The sequence below is a fragment of the Pseudomonas sp. P7758 genome, assembly GCF_013386485.1.
GTDB lineage: Bacteria > Pseudomonadota > Gammaproteobacteria > Pseudomonadales > Pseudomonadaceae > Aquipseudomonas.
This window is the reverse complement of the sequence record NZ_JACARS010000066.1, coordinates 25443-48089: the sequence shown is the minus strand read 5'-3', so window position 1 is coordinate 48089 and position 22647 is coordinate 25443. Positions and strand designations below refer to the sequence as shown.

18 protein-coding genes are annotated in these 22647 nt (G+C 56.0%); 3 read left to right on the top strand and 15 right to left on the bottom strand.

From position 1 onward, the window contains the following. Positions 1-53: 53 nt before the first annotated feature. The 4 genes from kdpC to kdpF all read right to left on the bottom strand — a co-directional run bounded on the left by kdpC (position 54) and on the right by kdpF (position 4545). Entirely contained in the window at positions 54-599 is a 546-nt protein-coding gene (kdpC, locus tag HX873_RS14335; RefSeq protein ID WP_102368432.1) for a potassium-transporting ATPase subunit KdpC, read from the bottom strand. A gap of 67 nt (positions 600-666) precedes the next feature. Beyond that, on the bottom strand, positions 667-2724 hold the full coding sequence (gene kdpB, locus HX873_RS14330) for a potassium-transporting ATPase subunit KdpB (RefSeq protein ID WP_177008081.1): 2058 nt from the start codon (positions 2722-2724) through the stop codon (positions 667-669). 24 nt (positions 2725-2748) lie between these two features. After that, a complete protein-coding gene (gene kdpA / locus HX873_RS14325) occupies positions 2749-4446 on the bottom strand; it encodes a potassium-transporting ATPase subunit KdpA (RefSeq protein WP_177122832.1) in 1698 nt (565 codons plus the stop codon). Between the two features lie 9 nt (positions 4447-4455). Beyond that, positions 4456-4545 carry a K(+)-transporting ATPase subunit F gene (gene kdpF, locus HX873_RS14320; protein WP_003218754.1) on the bottom strand — a complete coding sequence of 30 codons (90 nt, stop codon included), beginning with the start codon at positions 4543-4545 and terminating at the stop codon, positions 4456-4458. 344 nt (positions 4546-4889) lie between these two features. Here kdpF and eat point away from each other — a divergent pair, with 344 nt between their 5' ends. From eat to HX873_RS14305, 3 genes are all read left to right on the top strand, one after another. Continuing rightward, positions 4890-6254, top strand: a complete 1365-nt coding sequence (gene eat / locus HX873_RS14315) for an ethanolamine permease (protein ID WP_003218757.1) — start codon at positions 4890-4892, stop codon at positions 6252-6254. A 110-nt stretch (positions 6255-6364) separates the two neighbouring features. Next, entirely contained in the window at positions 6365-6532 is a 168-nt protein-coding gene (locus HX873_RS14310; RefSeq protein ID WP_008437727.1) for a DUF2897 family protein, read from the top strand. Between the two features lie 99 nt (positions 6533-6631). Further along, the gene (locus HX873_RS14305) at positions 6632-7210 is read left to right on the top strand and encodes a TetR/AcrR family transcriptional regulator (RefSeq protein ID WP_008437726.1); all 579 of its coding nucleotides are present in this window, start codon (positions 6632-6634) and stop codon (positions 7208-7210) included. A 28-nt stretch (positions 7211-7238) separates the two neighbouring features. Here HX873_RS14305 and HX873_RS14300 read toward each other — a convergent pair whose 3' ends face one another. The 11 genes from HX873_RS14300 to HX873_RS31795 all read right to left on the bottom strand — a co-directional run bounded on the left by HX873_RS14300 (position 7239) and on the right by HX873_RS31795 (position 22570). Next, complete coding sequence (locus HX873_RS14300; RefSeq protein ID WP_008437725.1) at positions 7239-7571, bottom strand: ComEA family DNA-binding protein; 333 nt, start codon at positions 7569-7571, stop codon at positions 7239-7241. Positions 7572-7682: 111 nt separating this feature from the next. Next, on the bottom strand, positions 7683-9677 hold the full coding sequence (locus HX873_RS14295) for a nucleoside-diphosphate sugar epimerase/dehydratase (protein WP_008437723.1): 1995 nt from the start codon (positions 9675-9677) through the stop codon (positions 7683-7685). 164 nt (positions 9678-9841) lie between these two features. Then, on the bottom strand, positions 9842-11020 hold the full coding sequence (locus HX873_RS14290; protein WP_177122831.1) for a DegT/DnrJ/EryC1/StrS aminotransferase family protein: 1179 nt from the start codon (positions 11018-11020) through the stop codon (positions 9842-9844). Between the two features lie 124 nt (positions 11021-11144). Beyond that, positions 11145-11741 carry a sugar transferase gene (locus tag HX873_RS14285; protein ID WP_032899673.1) on the bottom strand — a complete coding sequence of 199 codons (597 nt, stop codon included), beginning with the start codon at positions 11739-11741 and terminating at the stop codon, positions 11145-11147. Next, positions 11738-12955, bottom strand: coding sequence for a glycosyltransferase family 4 protein (locus HX873_RS14280; RefSeq protein WP_087693685.1), 1218 nt, complete (start codon positions 12953-12955; stop codon positions 11738-11740). The genes HX873_RS14285 and HX873_RS14280 overlap by 4 nt, the downstream gene beginning before the upstream one ends. Before the next feature lie 2 nt (positions 12956-12957). After that, the gene (locus HX873_RS14275; protein WP_371136004.1) at positions 12958-14502 is read right to left on the bottom strand and encodes a heparinase II/III-family protein; all 1545 of its coding nucleotides are present in this window, start codon (positions 14500-14502) and stop codon (positions 12958-12960) included. Positions 14503-14783: 281 nt separating this feature from the next. Next, entirely contained in the window at positions 14784-16928 is a 2145-nt protein-coding gene (locus HX873_RS14270; protein WP_177122830.1) for a bi-domain-containing oxidoreductase, read from the bottom strand. Between the two features lie 99 nt (positions 16929-17027). Beyond that, positions 17028-18956, bottom strand: a complete 1929-nt coding sequence (gene asnB / locus HX873_RS14265; RefSeq protein WP_102368426.1) for an asparagine synthase (glutamine-hydrolyzing) — start codon at positions 18954-18956, stop codon at positions 17028-17030. A 10-nt stretch (positions 18957-18966) separates the two neighbouring features. Next, positions 18967-20286 carry an oligosaccharide repeat unit polymerase gene (locus HX873_RS14260; RefSeq protein WP_238544258.1) on the bottom strand — a complete coding sequence of 440 codons (1320 nt, stop codon included), beginning with the start codon at positions 20284-20286 and terminating at the stop codon, positions 18967-18969. Positions 20287-20294: 8 nt separating this feature from the next. Beyond that, a complete protein-coding gene (locus tag HX873_RS14255; protein WP_008437701.1) occupies positions 20295-21542 on the bottom strand; it encodes a lipopolysaccharide biosynthesis protein in 1248 nt (415 codons plus the stop codon). Between the two features lie 47 nt (positions 21543-21589). After that, positions 21590-22570 (bottom strand): glycosyltransferase, encoded by a 981-nt coding sequence (locus tag HX873_RS31795; protein WP_238544257.1) that lies wholly within the window; start codon positions 22568-22570, stop codon positions 21590-21592. Positions 22571-22647: the final 77 nt, after the last annotated feature.

Genomic DNA, 22647 nt, shown 5'->3' with positions numbered 1-22647 from the left:
TGAAACTCAGTCGAATGTGGGAGCGGGCTTGCTCGCAAAAGCGTCGCCACGGCTTACAGTTTTTCCAAGGCCATGTTCAACGCCAGCACGTTCACCACCGGCGGCCCCACCAGCGGGCTTTCGATGTGCTCATCCATCAAGCGCTGCAGGGTCGCCACCGGCAGATTACGCGCGGCAGCTACCCGGGCCAGTTGATAGGCAATTGCCTGCGGTGGCAAGTGTGGATCAAGACCGCTGCCGGAGGTAGTCAGCAATGCCATCGGCACCGGTCCCTGGTCTGGCACCAGCATTTTCTTGGCATCGTCAAATACACGAGCGGCCAGTGCTGGGTTGCTTGGGCCGAGGTTGCTGGCGCTGCTGGAAACCGTAGCAAACGCACCAGCAGATGGCCGTGGGTGGAACCAGCCGTCACCGGTGAAATCCTGGGCAATCAGGCTCGAACCACGCACCTTGCCGCTGGCATCGTGTACCAGGCTGCCGTTGGCCTGGTCAGGGAACGCGACTTGCGCCACGCCGGTAACAACCAGGGGATAGGCCACGCCGGTGATCAGGCTCATCAACACCAGCAGGCTCAGGGCCGGGCGGATAATGTTGGACATTTCAAATTCCTCAATTCGGTCATTGCAACCTGCAGGCACCGGTTTGCCGGTACCTGCGGGCATCGAGTCAAACCAGGTGCAGCGCGGTCAACAGCATGTCGATCGCCTTGATGCCCACGAACGGCACCACGATCCCGCCCAGGCCGTAGATCAGCAGGTTGCGACGCAGCAATGCCGCCGCACTCGCCGCCTGTACGCGCACACCGCGCAGCGCCAGCGGGATCAGCACCACGATGATCAGCGCGTTGAACACGATGGCCGAGAGGATCGCGCTCTGCGGGCTTTGCAGGTGCATCACGTTGAGCACACCCAGTTGCGGGTAGATCGAGGCGAACAGCGCCGGCAGGATCGCGAAGTACTTGGCCACGTCGTTGGCAATGGAAAAGGTGGTCAGCGCACCACGGGTCACCAGCAATTCCTTGCCGATCTGCACCACGTCCAGCAGCTTGGTCGGGTCGCTGTCGAGGTCGACCATGTTGGCCGCTTCACGGGCGGCTTGCGTGCCGTCGTTCATTGCCATGCCGACGTCAGCCTGGGCCAGCGCCGGGGCGTCGTTGGCGCCGTCGCCGCACATCGCAACCAGGCGACCATCGTTCTGTTCGTGACGAATGCGCGCGAGTTTTTTCTCTGGGGTGGCTTCGGCGAGCACGTCATCCACACCGGCTTCAGCGGCAATCGCAGCAGCGGTCAGCGGGTTGTCGCCGGTCACCATCACGGTGCGGATCCCCAGCTTGCGCAGCTCGGCAAACCGTTCGCGGATGCCGGGCTTGACCACGTCCTTGAGGTGAATCGCGCCGAGCAATTTGCCGTCGGCACACACCAGCAATGGTGTGCCGCCGCTCTGGGCGATCTTGTCGATTTCCCGCGACAGCGCCGGTTGCAGGTCGCGGCGTTGCAGGCCAATGAACGCCAGCAGCGAATCCACGGCCCCCTTACGGAACACACGGCCCTGGTAGTCGACGCCGGACAGGCGGGTTTCCGCGCTGAACGGTACCGAGGTCAGCTCATCCGTCGACGGCTCGGCTTGCGGGTGCTGGCCGCGCAGGTATTCGACGATGGACTTACCTTCGGCCGTGTCGTCCGCCAGGGATGCCAGCAGCGCGCCCTCGGCCAATTCCTTGCCGCTGACACCCGGCGCGGCGATCACGTTGGTGCAACGACGGTTACCGAAAGTGATGGTGCCGGTCTTGTCCAGCAACAGCACGTGCACGTCCCCCGCCGCCTCCACCGCGCGACCGGATTTGGCGATCACGTTGAGGCGCACCAGGCGGTCCATGCCGGCAATACCGATGGCCGACAACAGGCCGCCGATGGTGGTCGGGATCAGCGTGACCAGCAGCGCCACCAGGAACACCAGCGGCAGGTTGCCATTGGCGAAGTGGGCGAACGGCTGCAGGGTCACCACCACCAGCAGGAAGATCAGCGTCAGTCCGATCAGCAGGATGTCCAGCGCGATTTCGTTGGGGGTTTTCTGGCGCTTGGCGCCTTCCACCAGGGCGATCATGCGGTCCAGGGTCGACTCGCCCGGGTTGGCGGTGATGCGAATCATCAACCAGTCCGAGACCAGGCGGGTGTTGCCGGTGACGGCCGAGCGGTCGCCGCCGGATTCACGGATAACCGGGGCCGATTCACCGGTGATGGCCGCTTCGTTGACCGCGGCAATCCCTTCGATGACTTCGCCGTCACCCGGGATCATTTCCCCGGCGACCACGCGTACCACATCACCTTTGCGCAGGCTGGTGGCCGGCACGACCTTGAAGCTGCCGTCGGCTTCCTTGCGGCGGGCGCTGAGGCCCTCGCTGCCGGCCTTGAGGCTGTCGGCGCGGGCCTTGCCGCGGCCTTCAGCCAAGGCTTCGGCGAAGTTGGCAAACAGCACGGTGAACCACAGCCACACGGCGATTTGCACGGCGACGTAGGTCGGTACGGCCACCTCCGGCACGAAGCACAGGATGGTGGTGAGGATCGCGGTCAGCTCGACCACCAGCATCACCGGCGAGCGTTGCAGCTGGCGCGGGTCCAGCTTGACGAACGCCTGGACCAGCGCCGGGCGCCACAGGGCCGACATTGCGGTTTTGGCCGGCTCCTGGGTTTTCACGGGAGCCGCGTTTTTTGCAGGCAAGTTCATTTTCATATCCCCTAGGCTCTTCATTTAAAAAGCAGCCATGCTCAAATGTTCAGCGATAGGCCCAAGTGCCAGCGTCGGCAGGAAGGTCAGGCCGCCCACCAGCAAAATGGTCACGGTCAACAGGGTCACGAACAGCGGGCCGTGGGTCGGGAAGCTGTTCTGGCCAATCGGTGCGGTCTTCTTCATCGCCAGGCTGCCGGCCAGGGCCAGTACCGGGAGGATGTAACCGAAGCGACCGAGCAACATCGACAGGCTCAACATCAGGTTGTGGAACGCGGTGTTGGCACTGAAGCCGCCGAACGCCGAACCGTTGTTGGCACTGGCCGAGGTGTAGGCGTACAGCAACTGGCTGAAACCGTGGGGGCCAGGGTTACTGATGGCACCGGCCGGGCCAGGCAGGCTGGCGGCGATGGCACCGAGTACCAGGGTGCCGACCGGCATCACCAGCAAGGTCACGACCAGCAACTGCACTTCCTTGGCCTGGAGTTTCTTGCCGAGGTATTCCGGTGTACGGCCAATCATCAAGCCGGCGAGGAACACCGCAATCAACACGTTGAGCAACATGCCGTACATGCCGGCGCCGACGCCGCCGAAGATCACTTCGCCGACCATCATGTTGACCAGCGACACCATCCCGCTCAGGGGGTTGAGGCTGTCTTGCATACCGTTGACCGAACCGTTGGACGCGGCGGTGGTCGCCACCGACCACAACACGGTGCCAGTGGTGCCGAAGCGCGCTTCCTTACCTTCCTGCGGTGCCGCCTGCTCAACCGCCGGGTTGTTCAGCGCCGGGTTGGGTTGGTACTCGGCCCACATCGCGGTAGCACCGCCGATGATGAACAAGGCCAGCATGCAACCGAGGATCGCCCGGCTCTGACGCAGGTCTTTCACGTAGTGGCCAAAGGTGAACACCAGCGCCACCGGAATCAGGATGATCGCGCCCAGTTCAAACAGGTTGGCCCAGGCAGTCGGGTCTTCGAACGGATGCGCCGAGTTGACGCCGAAGAAGCCACCACCGTTGGTGCCCAGTTGCTTGATCGCAATCTGGCTGGCAGCCGGGCCCAGTGGGATGACCTGGTCAACGCCCTGCATGGTGACCGCGTTCACATAGTGAGCGAAGGTTTGTGGCACGCCCTGCCAGACCAGGAACAACGCGAACACCAGGCACAACGGCAACAGGCCGTAGAGCGTGGCGCGAGTCATGTCGACCCAGAAGTTGCCCAAAGTCTTGGTGGATTTGCGACCGATCCCACGGCACAACGCGACCAGTACGGCGAGGCCGGTGGCGGCACTGACGAAGTTCTGCACGGTGAGGCCGATCATCTGACTGAGGTAGCTCAGGGACGCTTCACCGCTGTAGTTCTGCCAGTTGGTGTTGGTCATGAAACTGATGGCGGTGTTGAACGCCAGGGTCCATTCCTGACCCGGCAATTTCTGCGGGTTCAGCGGCAGGTATTCCTGGAACAGCAGGATCGCGAACAGCAGCACGAAACCGGCAAGGTTGAACGCCAGCAACGCCAGCGCGTATTTCTGCCAGCTCTGTTCCTGGTCCGCATCGACACCCGAAAGGCGATAGCACACGCGCTCGACCGGGCCGAACACCGGCGTGAGCCAGGTTCGCTGCCCTTCCATTACCTTGTAGTAGAACCGCCCCAGGGCCGGTGCCGGAATCAGCACCAAGGCAAAGAAGGCGATGATCAGCCAATAGTCATAACTGTGCATAGCCTGCTCCTAGTTCCGATCCGCGCGTAACAGCGCAACCAGCAGATAAATGAACAGCGCCACAGCCAACAGCAGTGACACCCCGTCCAGAACGCTCATGGAAGTTTCTCCGTCGTGCGGCGACTGCCGCGTGTAGGAGGATTGTCCGCAGGAGTGGCGTAAAGGAACGAGAGCGACGGTATGGGTGGGGCGTAAAGACGGCGTAAAGAGTGGGTTTATGCGGGGTTTACGGGGGGTATGCACTTCAAATGTGGGAGCCGGGCTTGCCCGCGATAGCGTCAGACCAGACACCAACGCCCTTATCTGGTGCAGCGCTTGAAATGATTCAAACGCCAAACCGTTCCCTCGGCGACAGTTCGGCGCCTTTACGACACGGCTTTGGTTAATGGCATGTCCGCTGCAATGCCCTGAAACATTCCAAACCGTTCAGGGAGAGCTACACGATGAACACACAACTCAAACCCACCTTGGGCACTCTGCATTTGTGGGGCATCGCAGTCGGGCTGGTGATTTCCGGAGAGTATTTCGGCTGGAGTTATGGCTGGGGCGTGGCGGGAACATTGGGCTTCCTGGTGACCTCGTTAATGGTCGCCGCCATGTACACCTGCTTTATATTCAGTTTCACCGAGCTGACCACCGCGATTCCTCACGCTGGCGGCCCGTTTGCCTACAGCCGCCGGGCGTTTGGCGAGAAAGGTGGCTTGATTGCCGGGCTGGCGACGCTGATTGAGTTCGTCTTCGCCCCGCCCGCGATCGCCCTGGCCATCGGCGCGTACCTGAACGTGCAGTTTCCGGCCCTCGATCCGAAACATGCGGCCGTCGGCGCCTACATTGTGTTCATGGGCCTGAACATCCTCGGGGTGAAGCTCGCCGCCACCTTTGAATTGGTGGTCTGCGTGCTTGCCGTGGCCGAGTTGCTGGTGTTCATGGGCGTGGTCGCTCCCGCCTTCAGCTTCAGCAACTTCGCCCTCAACGGCTGGGCCGGCTCCGACACCTTCGGCGCACCGGCGATCGCCGGAATGTTTGCGGCCATACCCTTTGCCATCTGGTTCTTCCTCGCCATCGAAGGCGCCGCCATGGCGGCCGAAGAGGCGAAAGATCCCAAGCGCACTATTCCAAAGGCCTACATCAGCGGCATCCTCACCCTGGTGATTCTGGCCATGGGCGTGATGTTCTTTGCCGGTGGCGTGGGTGACTGGCGCACCCTGTCGAACATCAACGACCCGCTGCCCCAGGCGATGAAAACCGTGGTCGGCGACAGCTCGGGCTGGCTGCACATGCTGGTGTGGATCGGCCTGTTCGGCCTGGTGGCCAGCTTCCACGGGATCATCCTGGGTTACTCCCGCCAATTCTTCGCCCTGGCGCGCGCGGGCTACCTGCCCTCCTTCCTCGCCAAACTGTCGCGCTTCCAGACGCCGCACCGGGCAATCATCGCCGGCGGCATCGTCGGCATCGCCGCCATCTACAGCGACGGGCTGATCAACCTGGGCGGCATGACCCTGACCGCCGCGATGATCACCATGGCGGTGTTCGGTGCCATCGTCATGTACATCATGAGCATGCTCAGCCTGTTCAAACTGCGCAAGACCGAACCGCTGCTGGAGCGGACCTTCCGCGCCCCGGGCTATCCAATCGTGCCGGGGATTGCGCTGGTACTGGCCGTGGTCTGCCTGGTGGCGATGGCGTGGTTCAACGCGCTGATCGGGCTGATCTTCCTGGGCTTCATGGTGGTGGGTTTTGTGTACTTCCAACTGACCGCGCAAGACCGCGCCGATGCACCGGCGGACGCTATGTTGACCGGGCTGTAAGGCTACCGGGGCAGAACGGGCCTACAATGAACTACTAAGAAAGCCCGTTACTCAAAGCAGTCATTACCGTGGGAAATTTCCCCACGGTTTGCTGCCTCAAGGAGAGCCCTATGCCGTGGTATGCCTGGTTGATTTTAGTGGTCGCGATCGGTTCGATCGTCGGTGGTTTGTTGATGCTGCGAGACAGCGCCAACAAGGTTGAATTGACTGATGAACAACGTAAGCGCGTGGCAGAACGCAATGCCCAAGCGGACGCCAAGGATGCGCAGGATCGCTGAGACTGAAGCGGCTCCCCGTTGAGCCGCACAATTTTGTAAACACCCGCGTATGCCCAGCGAAGCTTGGTTAATATGGCCTGATGTTTCGGAGGCCTTCCCATGCGCTATTCACAAGACCACAAAGCTCAAACCCACCAGCGCATCATCAAGGAGGCCTCGGTACGCTTTCGCCGCGACGGCATTGGTGCGACCGGCCTGCAGCCGCTGATGAAGTCGCTGAACCTGACGCATGGCGGGTTTTACGCGCACTTCAGGTCAAAGGACGAGTTGGTGGAAAAGGCGTTGCAAGAGGCCGCAGCTCAACTGGATGAACATTGCAAAAAGCTGTTCAGCCAACAGCGACCGTTGGACGCGTTCATTGATAGCTACCTGTCGCAATGGCATCAGACATCACCTCATGAGGGGTGCCCGCTGCCCACGATGTCTTCCGAGCTGGGGTTGCGCGGGCAGAACAGCAGGACGACGGATGAGGTGCTTAACGCCCGGCTCAAGCAGGTCGAAGCGGCCCTTGATAGCCCGAATGCCCGCGAACAGGGCCTTGTGCTGATGTCGACGCTGGTGGGAGCGTTGGTGTTGGCAAGAAGTGTGGAGAGCGCCGAATTGGCCACGCGGATTCTTGATGTGGTGCGGGGGAGCTTGAAAGCGGGGTTCTGCGGCCAGAAGAAAGCCGGTCAATGACCGGCCTCCTCGCCTGCTTTTCAGATGTTCAATTGACCTCAAGCCTGTCGCGGTTCTTCTCCAGCAATGCCTTGCCGATACCTTTTACTTCCAGCAACTCATCTATCGCAGTGAAGGGCCCGTTGGTTTCGCGGTAAGCGACGATGGCCTTGGCTTTGGCTGCGCCAATGCCGAAGAGGTCCCGGCGCAGGGTTTCGGCGTCTGCGGAGTTGAGGCTGACCTTGGTGGTGTGGTCGACCTTGGTCATTTGTGTGGAAATGGAGGTTGGCGTTTCGGGTTTGGTGGAAGGTGCGGCAGTAGTGGCTAGGGAGAGGCTGGCAAGAAAGGCAAAGACAAAGGATGAGAAATAAGCTTTACGCATAGGTGACACTCCATGACATCGATAAGGGAAAAGCAGCTTTTCCGAAGCTGCTTTTCAAACTTAGGCGATGTTTGGGGAGAGTCAAAAATGGGTGAGTTACAGGGTGTGAGCTCAGGGCTCAAGACGACGCTGCTGGTAGATCCAGTCGACGATTTCACCGTCCGGGGAATAGCCGCTGACCGTTTCGCGCAGCAACTGACGCACACGCGTGTAGTCATCCTGTTCAACGGCGCTGAGCAGCTCCGTTAATCGGCCCTTCAACACCTCCCAGGGCAAGTAGTCTTCATTGGCACTCATAATCATCGGGTGCGGCGTCGTGACTACGTTGTCGCCGATCAACAGTTCCTCATAAAGTTTTTCGCCGGGACGCAGCCCCGTAAACTCAATGGAGATGTCACCTTGAAGATTTTTATCAGAGCGAATACTCAAGCCGGAAAGGTGCACCATCTTCTCGGCCAGCTCGACGATTTTCACCGGCTCGCCCATATCCAGAACAAATACGTCACCGCCCAGCCCCATGGAGCCCGCCTGGATAACCAATTGAGCGGCTTCAGGGATGCTCATGAAATACCGGGTAATCTTGGGGTGCGTAACCGTCAGCGGGCCACCGGATTTGATTTGCTTGTGGAACAACGGGATCACTGATCCTGATGAGCCCAGCACATTGCCGAACCGCACCATGGTAAAGCGGGTCTTGTTCACACGGGAAACATTCGAAGTCTCACCGAAAAGCACCGGAGCAATTTCACTGCTGAGCGCCTGCAGTGTCATTTCTGCGAGACGCTTGGTGCTTCCCATTACATTGGTGGGACGCACCGCCTTATCAGTAGAGATCAGCACGAAGTTCGCCACATTGGCGCGTAAAGAGGCTTGCGCGGCGCTCAGCGTGCCCATCACATTATTCAGCACGCCTTCAGCAATATTATGCTCGACCATCGGTACATGCTTGTAAGCCGCCGCATGGTAGACCGTGTTCACGCGCCAGGTTTTCATGACGTCAAAGAGCTTTTCCTGATTGCGCACAGAACCCAGGATTGGCAATAACTTAACTGAAAGCGACTCACGCACGATTCGCTGCTCAAGCTCTTGCAGGATGCTGTAGAGATTGAACTCGCTATGCTCATACAACAGCAGTGTCGTGGGTTGCAGCGTGAGAATCTGCCGGCAAAGCTCAGACCCGATTGAACCGCCCGCCCCGGTTATAAGAACCGACTGCTCCTTGATGCAATGTTCAAGCAGCTCGTCCTGAGGGGGGACAGAGTCACGGCCCAACAAGTCAGCAATATCAACTTCCTGGATATCATCGACTTTCACTCGCCCGCTGGCCAAATCCATAAAACCGGGCACGCTTTGCACATGGAGTGCGAACCCCTCCAGGAAGGTCAATATCTCCCGGCGGCGCCCACGATTGGCAGACGGAATGGCGAGAAGAATCTGCTGGGCACCGGTGACGTCAACCATCTGCTGGATATGCTTTGGCTTATAGACATGCAAGCCTGAAATCACACGATCGGCAATGCTGCTGTCATCATCAATAAAGGCGACAGGACGCAACAGCCTCCCCATGCGCAATGCAGCAACCAATTGATTACCGGCTGCCCCCGCACCATAGATGGCCACCTTCGGCAGTCCATCATCTCGATTGGTAAAAGGAACATGTTGCGCAGCCGCGAACCAGTCTCCCAGGAAATACTGGCGCATCGCGAGGCGTAGCCCCCCGATCATGACCATGCTCAACCACCAGTAATTGAAGATGACCGAGCGTGGAACAAACAACTGATGGTTGCCGCTCCAGTAAACCACCAGCGCGAGAATCAACGATGACAGGCTGACGGCCTTGATAATTGCGATCAGCGCATCGTTTCCAAAATAGCGCATGACTGCACGGTACATACCAAACCGTACAAACAGCGGAATAGCGATGACCGTGGCGCTCAGGAATAGCCATAGGTATTCAGTGAAAGGATTGATCAGCTCATCAATCCCCAAACGAACGACAAAGGCCATCCAAAGGGCAAACCAGACAAGAAAAACGTCGGTCACTACCTGGAAGGCACGTTTCTGCCGCCGCGTTAAACCCAGTAATAAGGTTCTCAACTTATCCATAACGCCTTGAAACACCTCTGTTACTCCTAAAGTACATCCGCCACCACCATGGATGATTCCAAGGGACCTCATACCATGATGATGGAAAACTCCATTTGACTGGCCCGCAGCTCAAATCCTTCTGCGTTGCAAACAAAGACGGGCATTCCTGACTGTCTAACTGATTACTCTTCGGTAGCCAACTGCATAACGGCCTTGAGCACCGAGCATGTCTTGTCGATCTCATGCTGCGTCAACGTCGGGTGCACGAGAAACATTACACTTGTTTCGCCGAGCTCCCGTGCTACCGGCAACCGGCTCGCCGGACGCCAGCCAGTATTGTCAAACGCCTTCTCCAGATAGACCTCGGAGCAGGAACCGGAAAATACCGGAACGTCTCGTGCCGAAATCTCCGCCAGAATACGATCACGATCCCATCCGGCCTTGAGAGCCTGAGGCTCGACAAACACGTAGCACTTATACGCCGCGTGAACACTGCCCTCAGGCATGATTGGCACACGCAAGCCTTTGAGTTGGCTGGCGCACTCCCATATCTGCCCGGCATTCGCCAGCCGGCTGGCCTGCCAGTCGGTCATGCGCTTGAGCTGAATCCGACCGATGACGGCCTGAACCTCGAGCATTCTCCAGTTCGTACCGAAGCTTTCATGCAACCAGCGAAAACCAGGAGGATGGTTACGTTCGTAGACAGCTTCCCAGCTTTTGCCATGATCCTTGAACGACCACATGTCCGACCACAACTTACGATCGTTGGTTGTGACCATTCCGCCCTCGCCACCTGTGGTCATGATCTTGTCCTGACAAAAGGACCAGGCAGAGATATGGCCAATTGACCCCACCGGGCGCCCCTTGTAACGGGCGCCATGGGCCTGGGCACAATCTTCGATCACTTTAAGGTCGAATTCCTCGGCCAGGGCCATGATCGGATCCATATCGCAAGGCCAGCCAGCCAAATGCACACAGATTACGGCCCGGGTGCGAGGAGTCAGTACAGCGCGGATAGTCTGCGCGCTGAAGTTTTGCGAATCGCGATCCACATCGGCGAAAACCGGAACAGCCCCGGCATTCACAATGCTCGAGACGGAAGCAAGAAACGTGCGTGAGGTGACAATCACTTCATCGCCAGCACCGATACCCAACGCCTTCAAGGCAAGGTCCAGGGCAACCGTTCCGTTAGCCAGGCCGATGGCGTATTCGGTGCCCGCCCATGCAGCGAACTCCTTCTCAAACTCACGCCCCTGTGTACCGGTCCAGTAGTTGACCTTATTGGACAGAATCACATCACGTACGGCGTCAGCTTCCTCTTCAGTAAAAGAAGGCCAAGGAGAAAATGGTGAATTCAACACAACCAGTACCCGTCAGTTTTCATTCGAAAATATGAAAGACTCGTCAATACGAGCCCCGTTGCAATTCGCTCAATCCGCTGTTCGCGAGGCGCCTATATTTCAAGAACCGTCCAGGCAAGGCGGCTCATGGCTTGGAACCTGTGAACTTCGGCGCGGTAGCTTCGCCTTCGGCACTGATACCGTCACGCACCAGAACTTTCTTGATTGTCAGGAAAATCACCTTCATATCCAGCCAAAAAGACTGATTGTCGACGTACCAGGTATCCAGCTTGAACTTTTCTTCCCATTCAATTGCGTTCCGACCGTTGATCTGCGCCCAACCGCTGACGCCAGGGCGAACCTCATGACGACGATATTGCTCGACGCTGTAGAGAGGCAAGTATTCCATCAGTAACGGTCGTGGACCTACCAGGCTCATATCGCCCTTGACCACATTCCACAATTCAGGCAATTCATCCAGGCTACTGGAGCGCAGAAAGCTGCCAAAGGCTGTCATGCGCTGGGAGTCCGGTAAAGGCTCACCATTTGCATCATGAGCATCTCGCATCGTACGGAACTTGATCATTTCGAAAGGCTTGCCGTTCCGACCTGGTCGCACCTGGCGAAACAAGACGGGAGAGCCCAACTTCTTGCGAATGTTCCAGGCAATAATTGCTATGACCGGCGAAAGCAGAATTAGTCCAAGCAACGACGCAAATAAATCAAATCCACGCTTGATCATCTAACACCACCCTCCAGCCAATCTACAAACCGGTCAGCCAATTTACGCCGGTCAAACTCTCTGACCGCCAATTCTCTGCCTCGTGCGCCCTTCGCCCGCAGCTCGTCACGGTCATCTGCCGCCTGTATCAAAGCATCTGCGAAAAGCGCAGCATCATCTGCAGGTACGACAAAACCGCAGTTCTCGGTGGAAATCATCTCGGCGAGCCAGCCCGGGTAGTTATTTAAAACAGGCAACCCTGACGCGATATAGTCGAAAAACTTGTTAGGCGACGTTCCGTAGTAAAAGGCCGGTACGTTTGCCAATATCTGCAGCCCCAGGTCCGCGCTGGCCATCAAACCGGACAACCGGGCCTTGTTCACCGGGGCATGAAATATCACATTGTCCAGCTGTTCTTCCGCTGCACGCTTCTGAAGCGCGGGCTTGAGCTTGCCCTGCCCGATCAAAACCAGCCGGATATCATCGCGCTTTCGCAGTTTAAGCTCTCGAGCCGCATCGAGCACCGCGTCCAGCTTGTTGGCCACTCCATGAGTACCCGCGAAGACCGCTACCAGATGGCTTTTATCCACTCCTGCCGGCAACCATGGCTCAGCAGGCGTGTTGAAAATATCAAGGTCACAACCGTTTGGGATCATTTCGATTCGGTCACGCGCCACACCGCGGTGCGCAATGCCATCCACAATACCTGGCGACAACCCGATGAGTCGGTGAGCCGAGCGATAACTCGCCCACTCAAGAAAAGACATGGCGGCAAGGATCAATGGATTACGAATGACGCCCATCGCTTTCGGCAGTTCGGGCCAGAGATCCCGGACCTCAAATACAAACGGCTTATTACGAAACCACCGGGCGAATATCCCGGGGATACCGGCTGTCAATGGCGTGGTGGTCGCGAAAACCAGATCGTAGCGCTCGGTTAGCGCAATCCCGATACTGCGCACTGCAAACTTTAAAAAGCTGAGCGCTCGAACGAACAGGCCATCGCTGTTGGAGTACGCCAGGTCAAATTCGATGATCTCGATACCGTCGACGGTACCTTTGCGTTTTCCACCAACGAAAGGGCTCTCCAGCCCCGTTTCGCCGCCACCATAGCTGCCACAGACCATGGTTACCTGGTGCCCTCTCGCAACCAGACGACGGGCCATCTCATAGGACCGGATTCCGATTGTTCCTTTCGGAGTAGAAAAATGCTGATGAAAATAAAGGACTTTCATGTCTACCAGTGATACTCCGTAGTCAAAACGCCCGCCGAAGTCACCTCAACCTCAAGCACCGGCACTTCAGTTTTTTGTAAGTAGTAACGAGACTCCCAACCCTGGACGAGCGCTCGTCGCACGATAGGCATGCTGCCTGCAACCGACAATCGATGGGAGCCGTTGGTCAGGACGTCGCCCTCAAGCCGCCAGTCCCCCGGCTGCAAACGCCAGCGTAGAACTGCACGATCCTTGAATCCGCTAAATTCATCCCTGACCAGCATGCCGGTGTCGCTCAGGCTCACATGCCGCTTATGACGGACGCCGTTACCGTCGATATACGTGGCGCCGCAGGCGCTTGTTCCAGCCTGCTCAACCAGGCTTTCGACCTGGCGCGTACGCAACCACTCCCCGAACAGAAACCGGCTGAGCCTCGGCATCTGGTCTCGCCCATCAAATTGAAGGGTGTTGTGGCTGGCGGTACCCGGAAAATAACTCAGCCACTGGGCAGAGGTGTTGTAGCTGAAGGTACCTGCATCCCGGAGCAGGTTAATGCCTGCACGCCATAGATCCACATGCAGGGCATCGGCCTGGCTGGGGCGAAACCGGAAGCGCGGGTAGCGCAATACAGCGAAGGTTTGTTCACGCCGCAACAATGCATAACCACCCTGATCAAACAGCTGGCTACCTGGACGCTCCGCTACCGCCGATGGGCCGGGCAGCAGCAGCCATTGCAGTGGCAAATCCCATTCACCTGCCGCCTCATAGGCTCTCTTTCCGGCAAACAACGCCATGGACAACTGGACCGAAGGCCTGAAGTCGCGATAGTCCGTATCCGTCAGTGGCAGCAGCCGGGCACCATCATTTGCGCCAATGTTCGGAGCATCTCCAGTGTGCTCGTCGACCAACGAAAATAACCAATGCGCGGCTGTGCGAGCCCTGAGTTGGAACGTGGCGGAGAACGCCGGGAGCCCCAGCTTGTTTCTCCAGATTTCAACCATGGAAAATGTGTCGAGCATCACCCGATGATAATTGACGGAGTACTGGCTGAAACTGCCATCTTGCTCGATCAGCCGAGCGGCCCGGTTTTCGAGCCATTTGCGCCCCAATCGCTGCCAGCGTTCGCCCTCGGGGCAACCGCTTGAGGTCAACCAACTGCCGCCGACAAAAAGTGCAGCCGCCTCGGAAGTCCCGTGGTTATTGTCCTGAGCCATCGCATAGCTCAGCGTCGGCTCGATACGCTTGAGGTGCAGTCGGACCAGATCCACAAGCCCCGGCAACGGGTTGGCAAACTGTTCGACAATGACCGAACTCATCGCCAGGTGCAGGACACGAATGGACGCCTCCTGACCGCACTTCCAGTTCGGACCGCAATAGGGAGGATTGTTGACACACCAATCCGTCAACCAACCGTTTAACTGCGCCGTCCCTGAAGACCCGCCAACACAGGACTTCTGGGCAAAGACCAACGTCCAGTCAAATCGCGAAGCTTCCCAGATATTCTTGATATCACCGACAGCGGCATCAAAATCAGGAATCCGCCACCATTCCCGGCCGGGATCAGGCACTCGAACTCCATTCAGCGGATTCAAATGCCAGTCAGGGGGTGCGTCCGATACCGGGCACTCCCAGAACCCGAAATACCGGACCTGGGAATCCCATTGGGACGCACATGGCAACGAGCCGGCCTGCCTCGCACTTTCCGCAAAAAACGGGCCTTGAGGAATTTCAGCCCGAAGGCGTCGGACCGGGTTCAAGCCAGTCTTGACCCCGAGCCGATACGTCAATGCACGCGCCAGATTGCCAAAACCGAGAGCTATCGCAGTTTTGGCTTTAACAAGAAGAAGGCTCATTGCTCGCGCAGAATCCGGGCAACTTCAATGCTCACGCGCGCCACTTCGAAAATCTCATCGGAAGTGATCGGCGTGACCGCCCCGTTTTGCACCGCTGCCAGGAAAGCTGCAGCGCACTCGCTTTGCCCCTTGTTCTGTTTCCAGAGATTCAGCTTGCTGAAGCCCGGCCAGCCGAAACCCTTCAACTTGCGGAAGTTATCCAGTTGCAGGACGCGTCCGGCAGCGAAAACTTCAACTCGCTCTTTTGGAAAGCTTGAAGCGCCATTGGCCAGATAGAGGATGGTGCCGAAAGAGCCATCCTCAAACCCCAGGGTGATCGCCGCTTTATCTTCCGTAATGGCAACAGCAGGCGTATCGCCCATTCTGCGGGCCTGGATCGAAACAATTTTGCTGCCCGCGAGAAAACGCATCAGGTCGATGAAATGACACGCTTCGCCAATAATGCGCCCACCGCCGACTGACGGGTCCTGGGTCCAGTGATTTGCGGGAATCGCTCCGGCATTCATCGTCATGATGAAAGACTTGGGCTCTTTTACAGCCGAGAGCAACGCCTTCATCTTTTGCACCTGCGGCGAAAAGCGTCGATTGAACCCCACCATCAAATGTGGCTTGAGCCCTTGTTCGACAGCCTTTCGATAGGCCTCTTCAACCGTTGCCAGATCCTGGGCTTCAATTGCCAATGGCTTTTCGACGAACACATGTTTACCCGCCTCCAGCGCTTGCGCGACAAAACGGGCATGGCTGTCGTGCCGGGTGACAATTGCAACAGTGTTGATCGTGCTCTCGCCAAGCATCGCACTGATATCAGTCGAGGCTTGTGCAAATCCGGCCTTGCTGCCGTGTATTACACCGTTGATGCCACCGGCAGTCACAATCGTATGGAACTGAGCCCCTGCGGCCTTGAATGCCGGTATCAGCATTCTTGATGCATAGTTTCCTGCACCGATGAAGCCCACCACGGGTTTGACCGGGTCGAAACTGGCTACCGCACCAGGTGCCAGCACCACTTCCTTGATGTTTCGCTCGGTCTCTTCCGAGGTGTACTGAAGAATGATGCCCAGCGCCGAATTATCCGTCGTAAGCGTCTGATAGGCATCCGCGGCGTCTTCGAATGCAACCCGATGGGAGATCAACGAGTTGACCTCCAATTGGCCGCTGGCGAGCATGTCCAGGACGGCTTCGAAGTTGCGCTGCTCAGTCCAGCGAACGAAACCTATCGGGAAGTCGTTACCTTGATCTTCGTAACTCGGATCGTAGCGCCCGGGCCCGTAAGAACATGAAACCTGGAATGTCAGTTCCTTCTCATAGAAGTCGGCTCGACTCAACTCAAGCCCGGTTACCCCTACCAGAACAATGCGCCCACGCTTACGGCACATGTGTGCCGCCTGGGTGACCGGGTCGGACGACTTGGTCGACGCCGTAATGATGACGCCATCCACCCCTCTTCCGCGGCTGAATGTCATTCCCGCCGAAACAACATCTTCGCCCTTGCCGGGGTTGCAGGTTTCGGCGCCATAACTGCGAGCCAATGCCAGCTTTTGCTCATCGAAGTCAACGGCAAGTACCCGGCAGCCTTGAGCCCGCAGGAGCTGGACCGTCATCAGTCCGATCAGACCTACGCCGGTGACTACAAAGGTTTCCCCCAATGTCGGCTGAGCCAGACGAATGCCCTGCAAGCCGATGCTGGCAAGCACGGTAAACGAAGCGGCTTCGTCGCTGACCGAGTCCGGAATCAAGGCACACAGGTTCTTGGGAATAACAACGATATCGGCATGAGGACCATTGGAAACCACACGGTCGCCCGGCTTGAACCCGGACACATCATTGCCCACGGCCCCCACAACACCCACGTTGCAGTATCCAAGCGGCAACGGCTGCGCAAGCTTCGAGCGAACGGCTTCCACCGTTGTCGCCAAGCCATCGGTCTGGACCTTTTGCAGAACCATGCGGACCTTGTCAGGTTGCTGGCGAGCTTTTTCCAACCAGTTGGCACGGCCAAACCCTACCAGCATGCGTTCCGTGCCGGCAGAAATCAGCGTATTGGTTGTATGGATCTTTAGCGTGCCACTACGAACGGCGGGAGCGGGTGCATTAACCAATGACGTCTCACCGCTAGCCATGTTCTGAACAACCTGCTTCATGCATTCACACCAATAAAGTTAAAAATTCACTCATCACTGAGAAACTTGTATAGAGCTATGTATCCTACCATCGGATAAGGCCGTGGCGTCGCCGCCCACTCAACCGTCGAGGGCGAAATCGCCGTCCAGATACTGTTTGCACCAGAGTTCCATGCAAACGATGCCAAACAACGTATAAGCAGCGTCTATCCGGCCTGAACGATCTGCTTCGACCAGATGCGCCACCGCTTTGGGATCGAATATCCCCCTTTTCAGCAGGGATGCAGGAGAAAGCACCTCATCGACCAAAGGCTTCAGGCGTCCTTGCAACCAGTTGCGAAGCGGTACACCGAAGCCCGTCTTGGGCCGGTAGATGACGTCGTGAGGCAGATAGGGTTCCATGGCCTTCTTGAAAATCCATTTCCCTTCCCGGCCTTTTTGCTTGATATCCGATGGCAGTGAGCCAGCCAGGCGGACCAGGTCAAGATCCAGCAGCGGCACACGCACTTCAACGCCCGTCGCCATACCCATCTTGTCGGTGTAGTTGAGATTGTGATCGGTGAGAAAATGCTTGCACTCCAGGGTGAGCATTTTATCAAGGGGCGTGGCATCCGAAGGCAGCCGCGAAAGTGTTTCTCGCATCGGCGCAAACAGATCATCGGCCGCCAGCTGGCGTCGCAAGTCTGGCGCCAACAGGCCATACGCCTGTTCAGGTTCAAGCCAGAGGAAATAACTGATCAAGCGATCATCAGCAGGCAAGTCCGCATAGCGAAAAGCCTTCCCGAGACGACGAGACAGCGGAGAGGATGCAGGAAGCAGGTTTGAACTGCTGGCCAAAACCGAACGCAGCGGTCGAGGCATTCCGCCCCACCAACGCTCTTGCGCCAACGCGAAATGACGACGATAGCCCGTGAAAATATCATCTCCCCCGGCACCCGACAGCAGAACCTTGATGCCGTTCTGGCTTGCCAGTTCCGAGATGAACAACGCATTCAGCGCCGCCGGATCCGGCGTAGGTTCATCGAGCAGATAAACCATTTCAGGCAAACGATCCATCATCTCATCGCCGACGCCTACGACATGCAGGTCGACATCCAGATGCTTGGCAACGCGCTGTGCGTACGGAAGGTCATCGGCGAACCCCTCGTTCGCAGTGGAGCCGTTGTCTACACGGATACTGAAGCACTGCAACCGCCCCTTATCGCGCATTTCCTGCGCTGCAAACGCGACGATGGCACTGGAGTCCAAGCCGCCTGACAAGAATGAACCCAAGGGTACGTCAGACACCAACTGACGCTGGACGGCAGTCCTGACGGCATCGGCGACATCAACAGCGACATCAGCAACCGTTTTCGTCAGGGGTTTCTCGGAAATCGGCAGTTCGTAGTAAAACCAGCTCTTCTCGATATGCCCATTACGGACGCATAACGCTTGGCCAGGTAGAACCTTTTTGATATCCCGCACGATCGTCCGATCACCCGGCGACCAGAGAAAACCAAGGTGCGCGAGTACGGCTTGCGGGTCGATTTCAGTTTTACTGAAGCCGCCTCGGATCAAGCCCTTCATTTCACTTGAAAATGCAAAACAACCATCACTGGAATGGATATAGAGGGGTTTGACGCCCATCTGATCTCGAGCCACCCAAAGCGTTTCAGTGTCGCGTTCCCAGAATACGACCGCGAAAATCCCGTTCAAGCGGTTTAAACACTCAATCCCATAACGACAGAACAGTGCGAGCAATACTTCGGAGTCGGACTGGCTGGAAAAATGATCCCCCGCCGCTTCGAGATGAGCCCTTAACTCCCGAAAGTTATAGATTTCACCGTTAAACACCATGACCACTCGCCCATCGGCAGAGACCATGGGTTGGTGACCGGCGGAAGTGGTATCGAGAATGGAAAGGCGCACCTGGCCCAACCATACACCAACGTCGGTATCGGCCCAGACGCCTTGATCATCAGGCCCACGACGTCGAATAAACGAAAGCGCTGAAGAGAAGTCAATAGATTCCCGCGTTCCGTTGTGAATGTAGCCCAAAATTCCGCACATATCAGTTTCTCTAGATTGGGTTATTGACTGGCTCTTCGCGCTTTGAGCTCAAGAATAAAAAAGGAAGCGATATAGACGCCATGAGAAGAACGACCGAAGCCAGTTCCCCACGAAAAAAATGAAGCATGGATGCGACTGCCAATGCATAGATACCCAATGCTCTATCACTTTTAGGGTTATAGACGACTGCGCCATAAAGCCGCCCACCTATAAGCCCGATAAAAAAGCCGCCGAACAATACGCCTAAGGTGCCAAAATTCATATAAATCTCGCCAAATATGCCCGGCGGCAATGTCGTTCCTTCCGTGAGCCATTTATCTGGCCAAAAAGCACTTGTAAATACGCCGGCAGTGGTGAGCGGCTTGTCAGGAAAAAGCCCCGAAGGTAACAAGATCAATACGACCATCAGCAGCATTGAACCGTTTTGCCACTCTAGCTTCTGTGGCATAGCGTCTATGAGCACGGTCATTGTTTGCAACTGCATCAAATTACCCGTGAACTGTATCGCTAAAAAATGAACAAACGATAAAAAGACACCTTGATTTTCATCGACAAAATAAAACTTACCTGTTGCGAGATACTCTTGCTTAAACAAGTGGTAAGCCATCAGAGAAACAAACATTACTGCGCCGAGCACAGCACCTTTTACGAGGTTGACACGTTTGACACGATAGTGCCGGACTATAATCAACGACAATATGATAATGAAGATTGTTGACTTCTGCCCTTGAAGCGCGCAAATAAATAACCCGCCCAAAAAGTACAGCCAGAAACAAAAACGCTCGGCACGTGATTTTTTTCCACTACGCGTCAAACGTATGAACCAGGCAAGCGAGACAGAAAGCATCAGGTTTTCCAGAAGAAACAGGCCGTTTAACCCTGCAAACGCCCTTATCCGATCACTGGCGCCCTGAAGCAAACCGGATATCCCCCCCAGAATAAAAAGGATAGTTAAAAATCCTAGCAACGCCACCAAGGTAAATATAACTGCCCTTTGAAAAAAAATCCTTGAGCTTACGATGTTGCGAGTTCTACCGGGAAAACTAAGATAAGTTTTTCGCCCCAGCCAGCACCCCATCAAAACGAAAATCAACGTCCCGGCATACAGTAAAACTGCATAACCTATAGAGCTGTCCTTATCGAAAAAAGGATACTCCCAATATTGAGTAAACCCGTCAAACCCCATGATAAAGGGATACAGAGGGACGATGACACCTGCGAACCATATAACCAGAAAGAAAAAACCAAAACTAAAACAATCGAAAACCCCTTTCCCTGGTTTGGGTAACAAGCCCTCTTGCTCTGTATATTTATTTTCCAACGTTTTCACCTCTTGGATCATAATTCAGCGAGGCGGGCTCTCACCGCAACCAGGAGAAGTACTGAGGACAACGCAGCACCAACGAAATATCCCAGGACTCCAGACCAAGCACCCAAAATGGGGATACCTACGTATAGAATCAAAAAAACAAACAAGCCTTCGACGATATTGGTTTTGAGGCTCAAACCAAAAATACGCAACGCGACCAGTAGCGTACCGCTCGTAAGTGCAACGGCCTTCAAGGGCAGGGTCAATGCCAGCACAATTACATAGATCGCGGTCTGCTTATAAGCACCACCAACAAACAACGCCCACACTGTAGAGACTGAAATTAGCAACAGTGCAACCGTAGACGAAATCTTCAACATGCTTTTGGAAAGTGCGTGATACCTGTCGCGGAGCTCACTTTTATTATTGATTACTTCTACCAAGTCTGGCAGCGCCCTTTGCGCAATTATTGCCAACGGAAGTAAACCAAGTATGAGACTCAATATGGCAATACCAAAAAATCCAATTTCATCAGCTTTTACATGATAGGCGGTCAACATCAAAACAGGCAAACTGTCCACTAACAAACGAACAAATAGACCTGCATTGTTAATCGCCCCGGACTTGGCGCTAGCCACCAATGCGCTGCGATTCACACAACGAAAATCCAACGCCAGCACAATATGAGCTCGTAGCTTCCACCATATCGCAGCAAGACAGGAAAACTCTCCAATGTAACGAGCGACCATCCACCCTTTGATGCCAAACAGTTTCGTCAATACAACATGCATAATAACGCCAATGGACGTAACCAGCATCAGCACGAAATAGATTTCGCGCATTGCCTTCGCACCTTGGGCAAATCCCGTAGTCACACGAAGCAGATTAGTTAGCAGGACCAGGCCACAGGCATTAAAAACATATGAACTGATCACTGAAGTGAATAAAAACTCATGCGCTATATATACCCCTGAGATCACTACACCTGAAGCCATCGCAACTAACAAAAAAACCTGGCGAAGCACTTCACTTTGGTGAAAAACACCATTGCTCGCCGCGGTGTCGCGGATAGCGATACTCTGCATGCCCAAACTGCCCGCAAGTACCACCAGTGCGATAATTGTTTCCAGCGAGCGCACCGTACCGACCACTGAAGGATCAACCCAAGGCGTGATTAAAAACTGACTTATTATTACGCCACCCTGAATACAGGCCGTAATAACAATAAGCTGCAAAAGCTTTGAGTTCTCAAACATGCCGATCAGACGATTCAACACACGGTACCGCCATCTACCTTTATAAATATTCTCAACGACGCTCTCATTTATTTCACCGGTGATAAGGAATCCAGAACACTCTTAAGCGCCACACGACGGGCCGCGATGGAATAATTCGAGGAAATCCACTGATGCCTGGCTTTGGCGTCTTCAGCACAAACCGGTGTCGCCACAACTGCCGCCATGGCCGCTGCAATTTCCTCCTGGCTATCTGGCTGAACCCAGTAAGCGAAGTCGCCTGCGACTTCCGGCACCGCGCCCCGTGGCGAGGTGATTACCCGCGCGCCACACGCCAGCGCTTCGCCGATCGCATGTCCAAAACCTTCATAGAGTGTCGGTTGAACATAAGCTAGGCAATTCCTGTAATGATGCAATTTCTCCTCATCGGAAATCATCCCGACAAACTCCACCTTGTCTGCTACACCCAGGCGCTGCGCCAAATCTTTTAGTTCCTGCAGGTAATCGCCGTGCTTACCAGCAACGACAAGTCGAAGATGACTTGAATGAGACGAAACTTTTGCGAACGCTTCTATCGTCGGAATGAGTCCCTTACGAATGGCGTTTGTACGACTTGTCCAGGTCACTGTAAAAAAATAATCCGATTCGACCGCTGAAAGCTCGCCAGGAGAATAGTAATCCGTATCAATCGCCAGCGTCGCGTACACCGGGTTCCTAACCGGCAGGTTAGATGTAACCTCTTCACACTCAGAGCGTGAGATAAACAAGTTTCGATCGGCTAATAACAACGAGGTGCGCAGTACCGCCTTCTGCCATAACGGGCGATCCAGATAGCAAAGACCCGGAATTTCCTTCCGGCAGGTGGAGTAGTCAAAAGCGCCAGTTACGATCACCGGACGACGACGTAGCTTTCCGGCGAGCAACGGAAATGGTGAATGCCCCCACCACCAGCAAAAATAGAGATCAGCCTTCCAATCTAGAGTGCCCGGCGTCCCAGACAGAACGACTTCGTGTCCGAGCTCCTTGAGAATTCGAATATCAACCCGATAAAACTCAACTTTATCAAACATCTCGCGCCAATTAGCGTGAGCGGACATATTAGCAAAAAAACATATACGCACAGTGCACCAACCCGTTACTTGCCAAC

Coding starts and splice junctions, on each gene's coding strand:
- HX873_RS14270 (WP_177122830.1), bottom strand. CDS start 16,928: ATGAAGCAGGTTGTTCAGAACATGGCTAGCGGTGAGACGTCATTGGTT.
- kdpF (WP_003218754.1), bottom strand. CDS start 4,545: ATGAGCGTTCTGGACGGGGTGTCACTGCTGTTGGCTGTGGCGCTGTTC.
- HX873_RS14305 (WP_008437726.1), top strand. CDS start 6,632: ATGCGCTATTCACAAGACCACAAAGCTCAAACCCACCAGCGCATCATC.
- HX873_RS14310 (WP_008437727.1), top strand. CDS start 6,365: ATGCCGTGGTATGCCTGGTTGATTTTAGTGGTCGCGATCGGTTCGATC.
- HX873_RS14285 (WP_032899673.1), bottom strand. CDS start 11,741: ATGATCAAGCGTGGATTTGATTTATTTGCGTCGTTGCTTGGACTAATT.
- asnB (WP_102368426.1), bottom strand. CDS start 18,956: ATGTGCGGAATTTTGGGCTACATTCACAACGGAACGCGGGAATCTATT.
- HX873_RS14300 (WP_008437725.1), bottom strand. CDS start 7,571: ATGCGTAAAGCTTATTTCTCATCCTTTGTCTTTGCCTTTCTTGCCAGC.
- eat (WP_003218757.1), top strand. CDS start 4,890: ATGAACACACAACTCAAACCCACCTTGGGCACTCTGCATTTGTGGGGC.
- HX873_RS14280 (WP_087693685.1), bottom strand. CDS start 12,955: ATGAAAGTCCTTTATTTTCATCAGCATTTTTCTACTCCGAAAGGAACA.
- HX873_RS14295 (WP_008437723.1), bottom strand. CDS start 9,677: ATGGATAAGTTGAGAACCTTATTACTGGGTTTAACGCGGCGGCAGAAA.
- kdpB (WP_177008081.1), bottom strand. CDS start 2,724: ATGAACTTGCCTGCAAAAAACGCGGCTCCCGTGAAAACCCAGGAGCCG.
- HX873_RS31795 (WP_238544257.1), bottom strand. CDS start 22,570: ATGTTTGATAAAGTTGAGTTTTATCGGGTTGATATTCGAATTCTCAAG.
- kdpC (WP_102368432.1), bottom strand. CDS start 599: ATGTCCAACATTATCCGCCCGGCCCTGAGCCTGCTGGTGTTGATGAGC.
- kdpA (WP_177122832.1), bottom strand. CDS start 4,446: ATGCACAGTTATGACTATTGGCTGATCATCGCCTTCTTTGCCTTGGTG.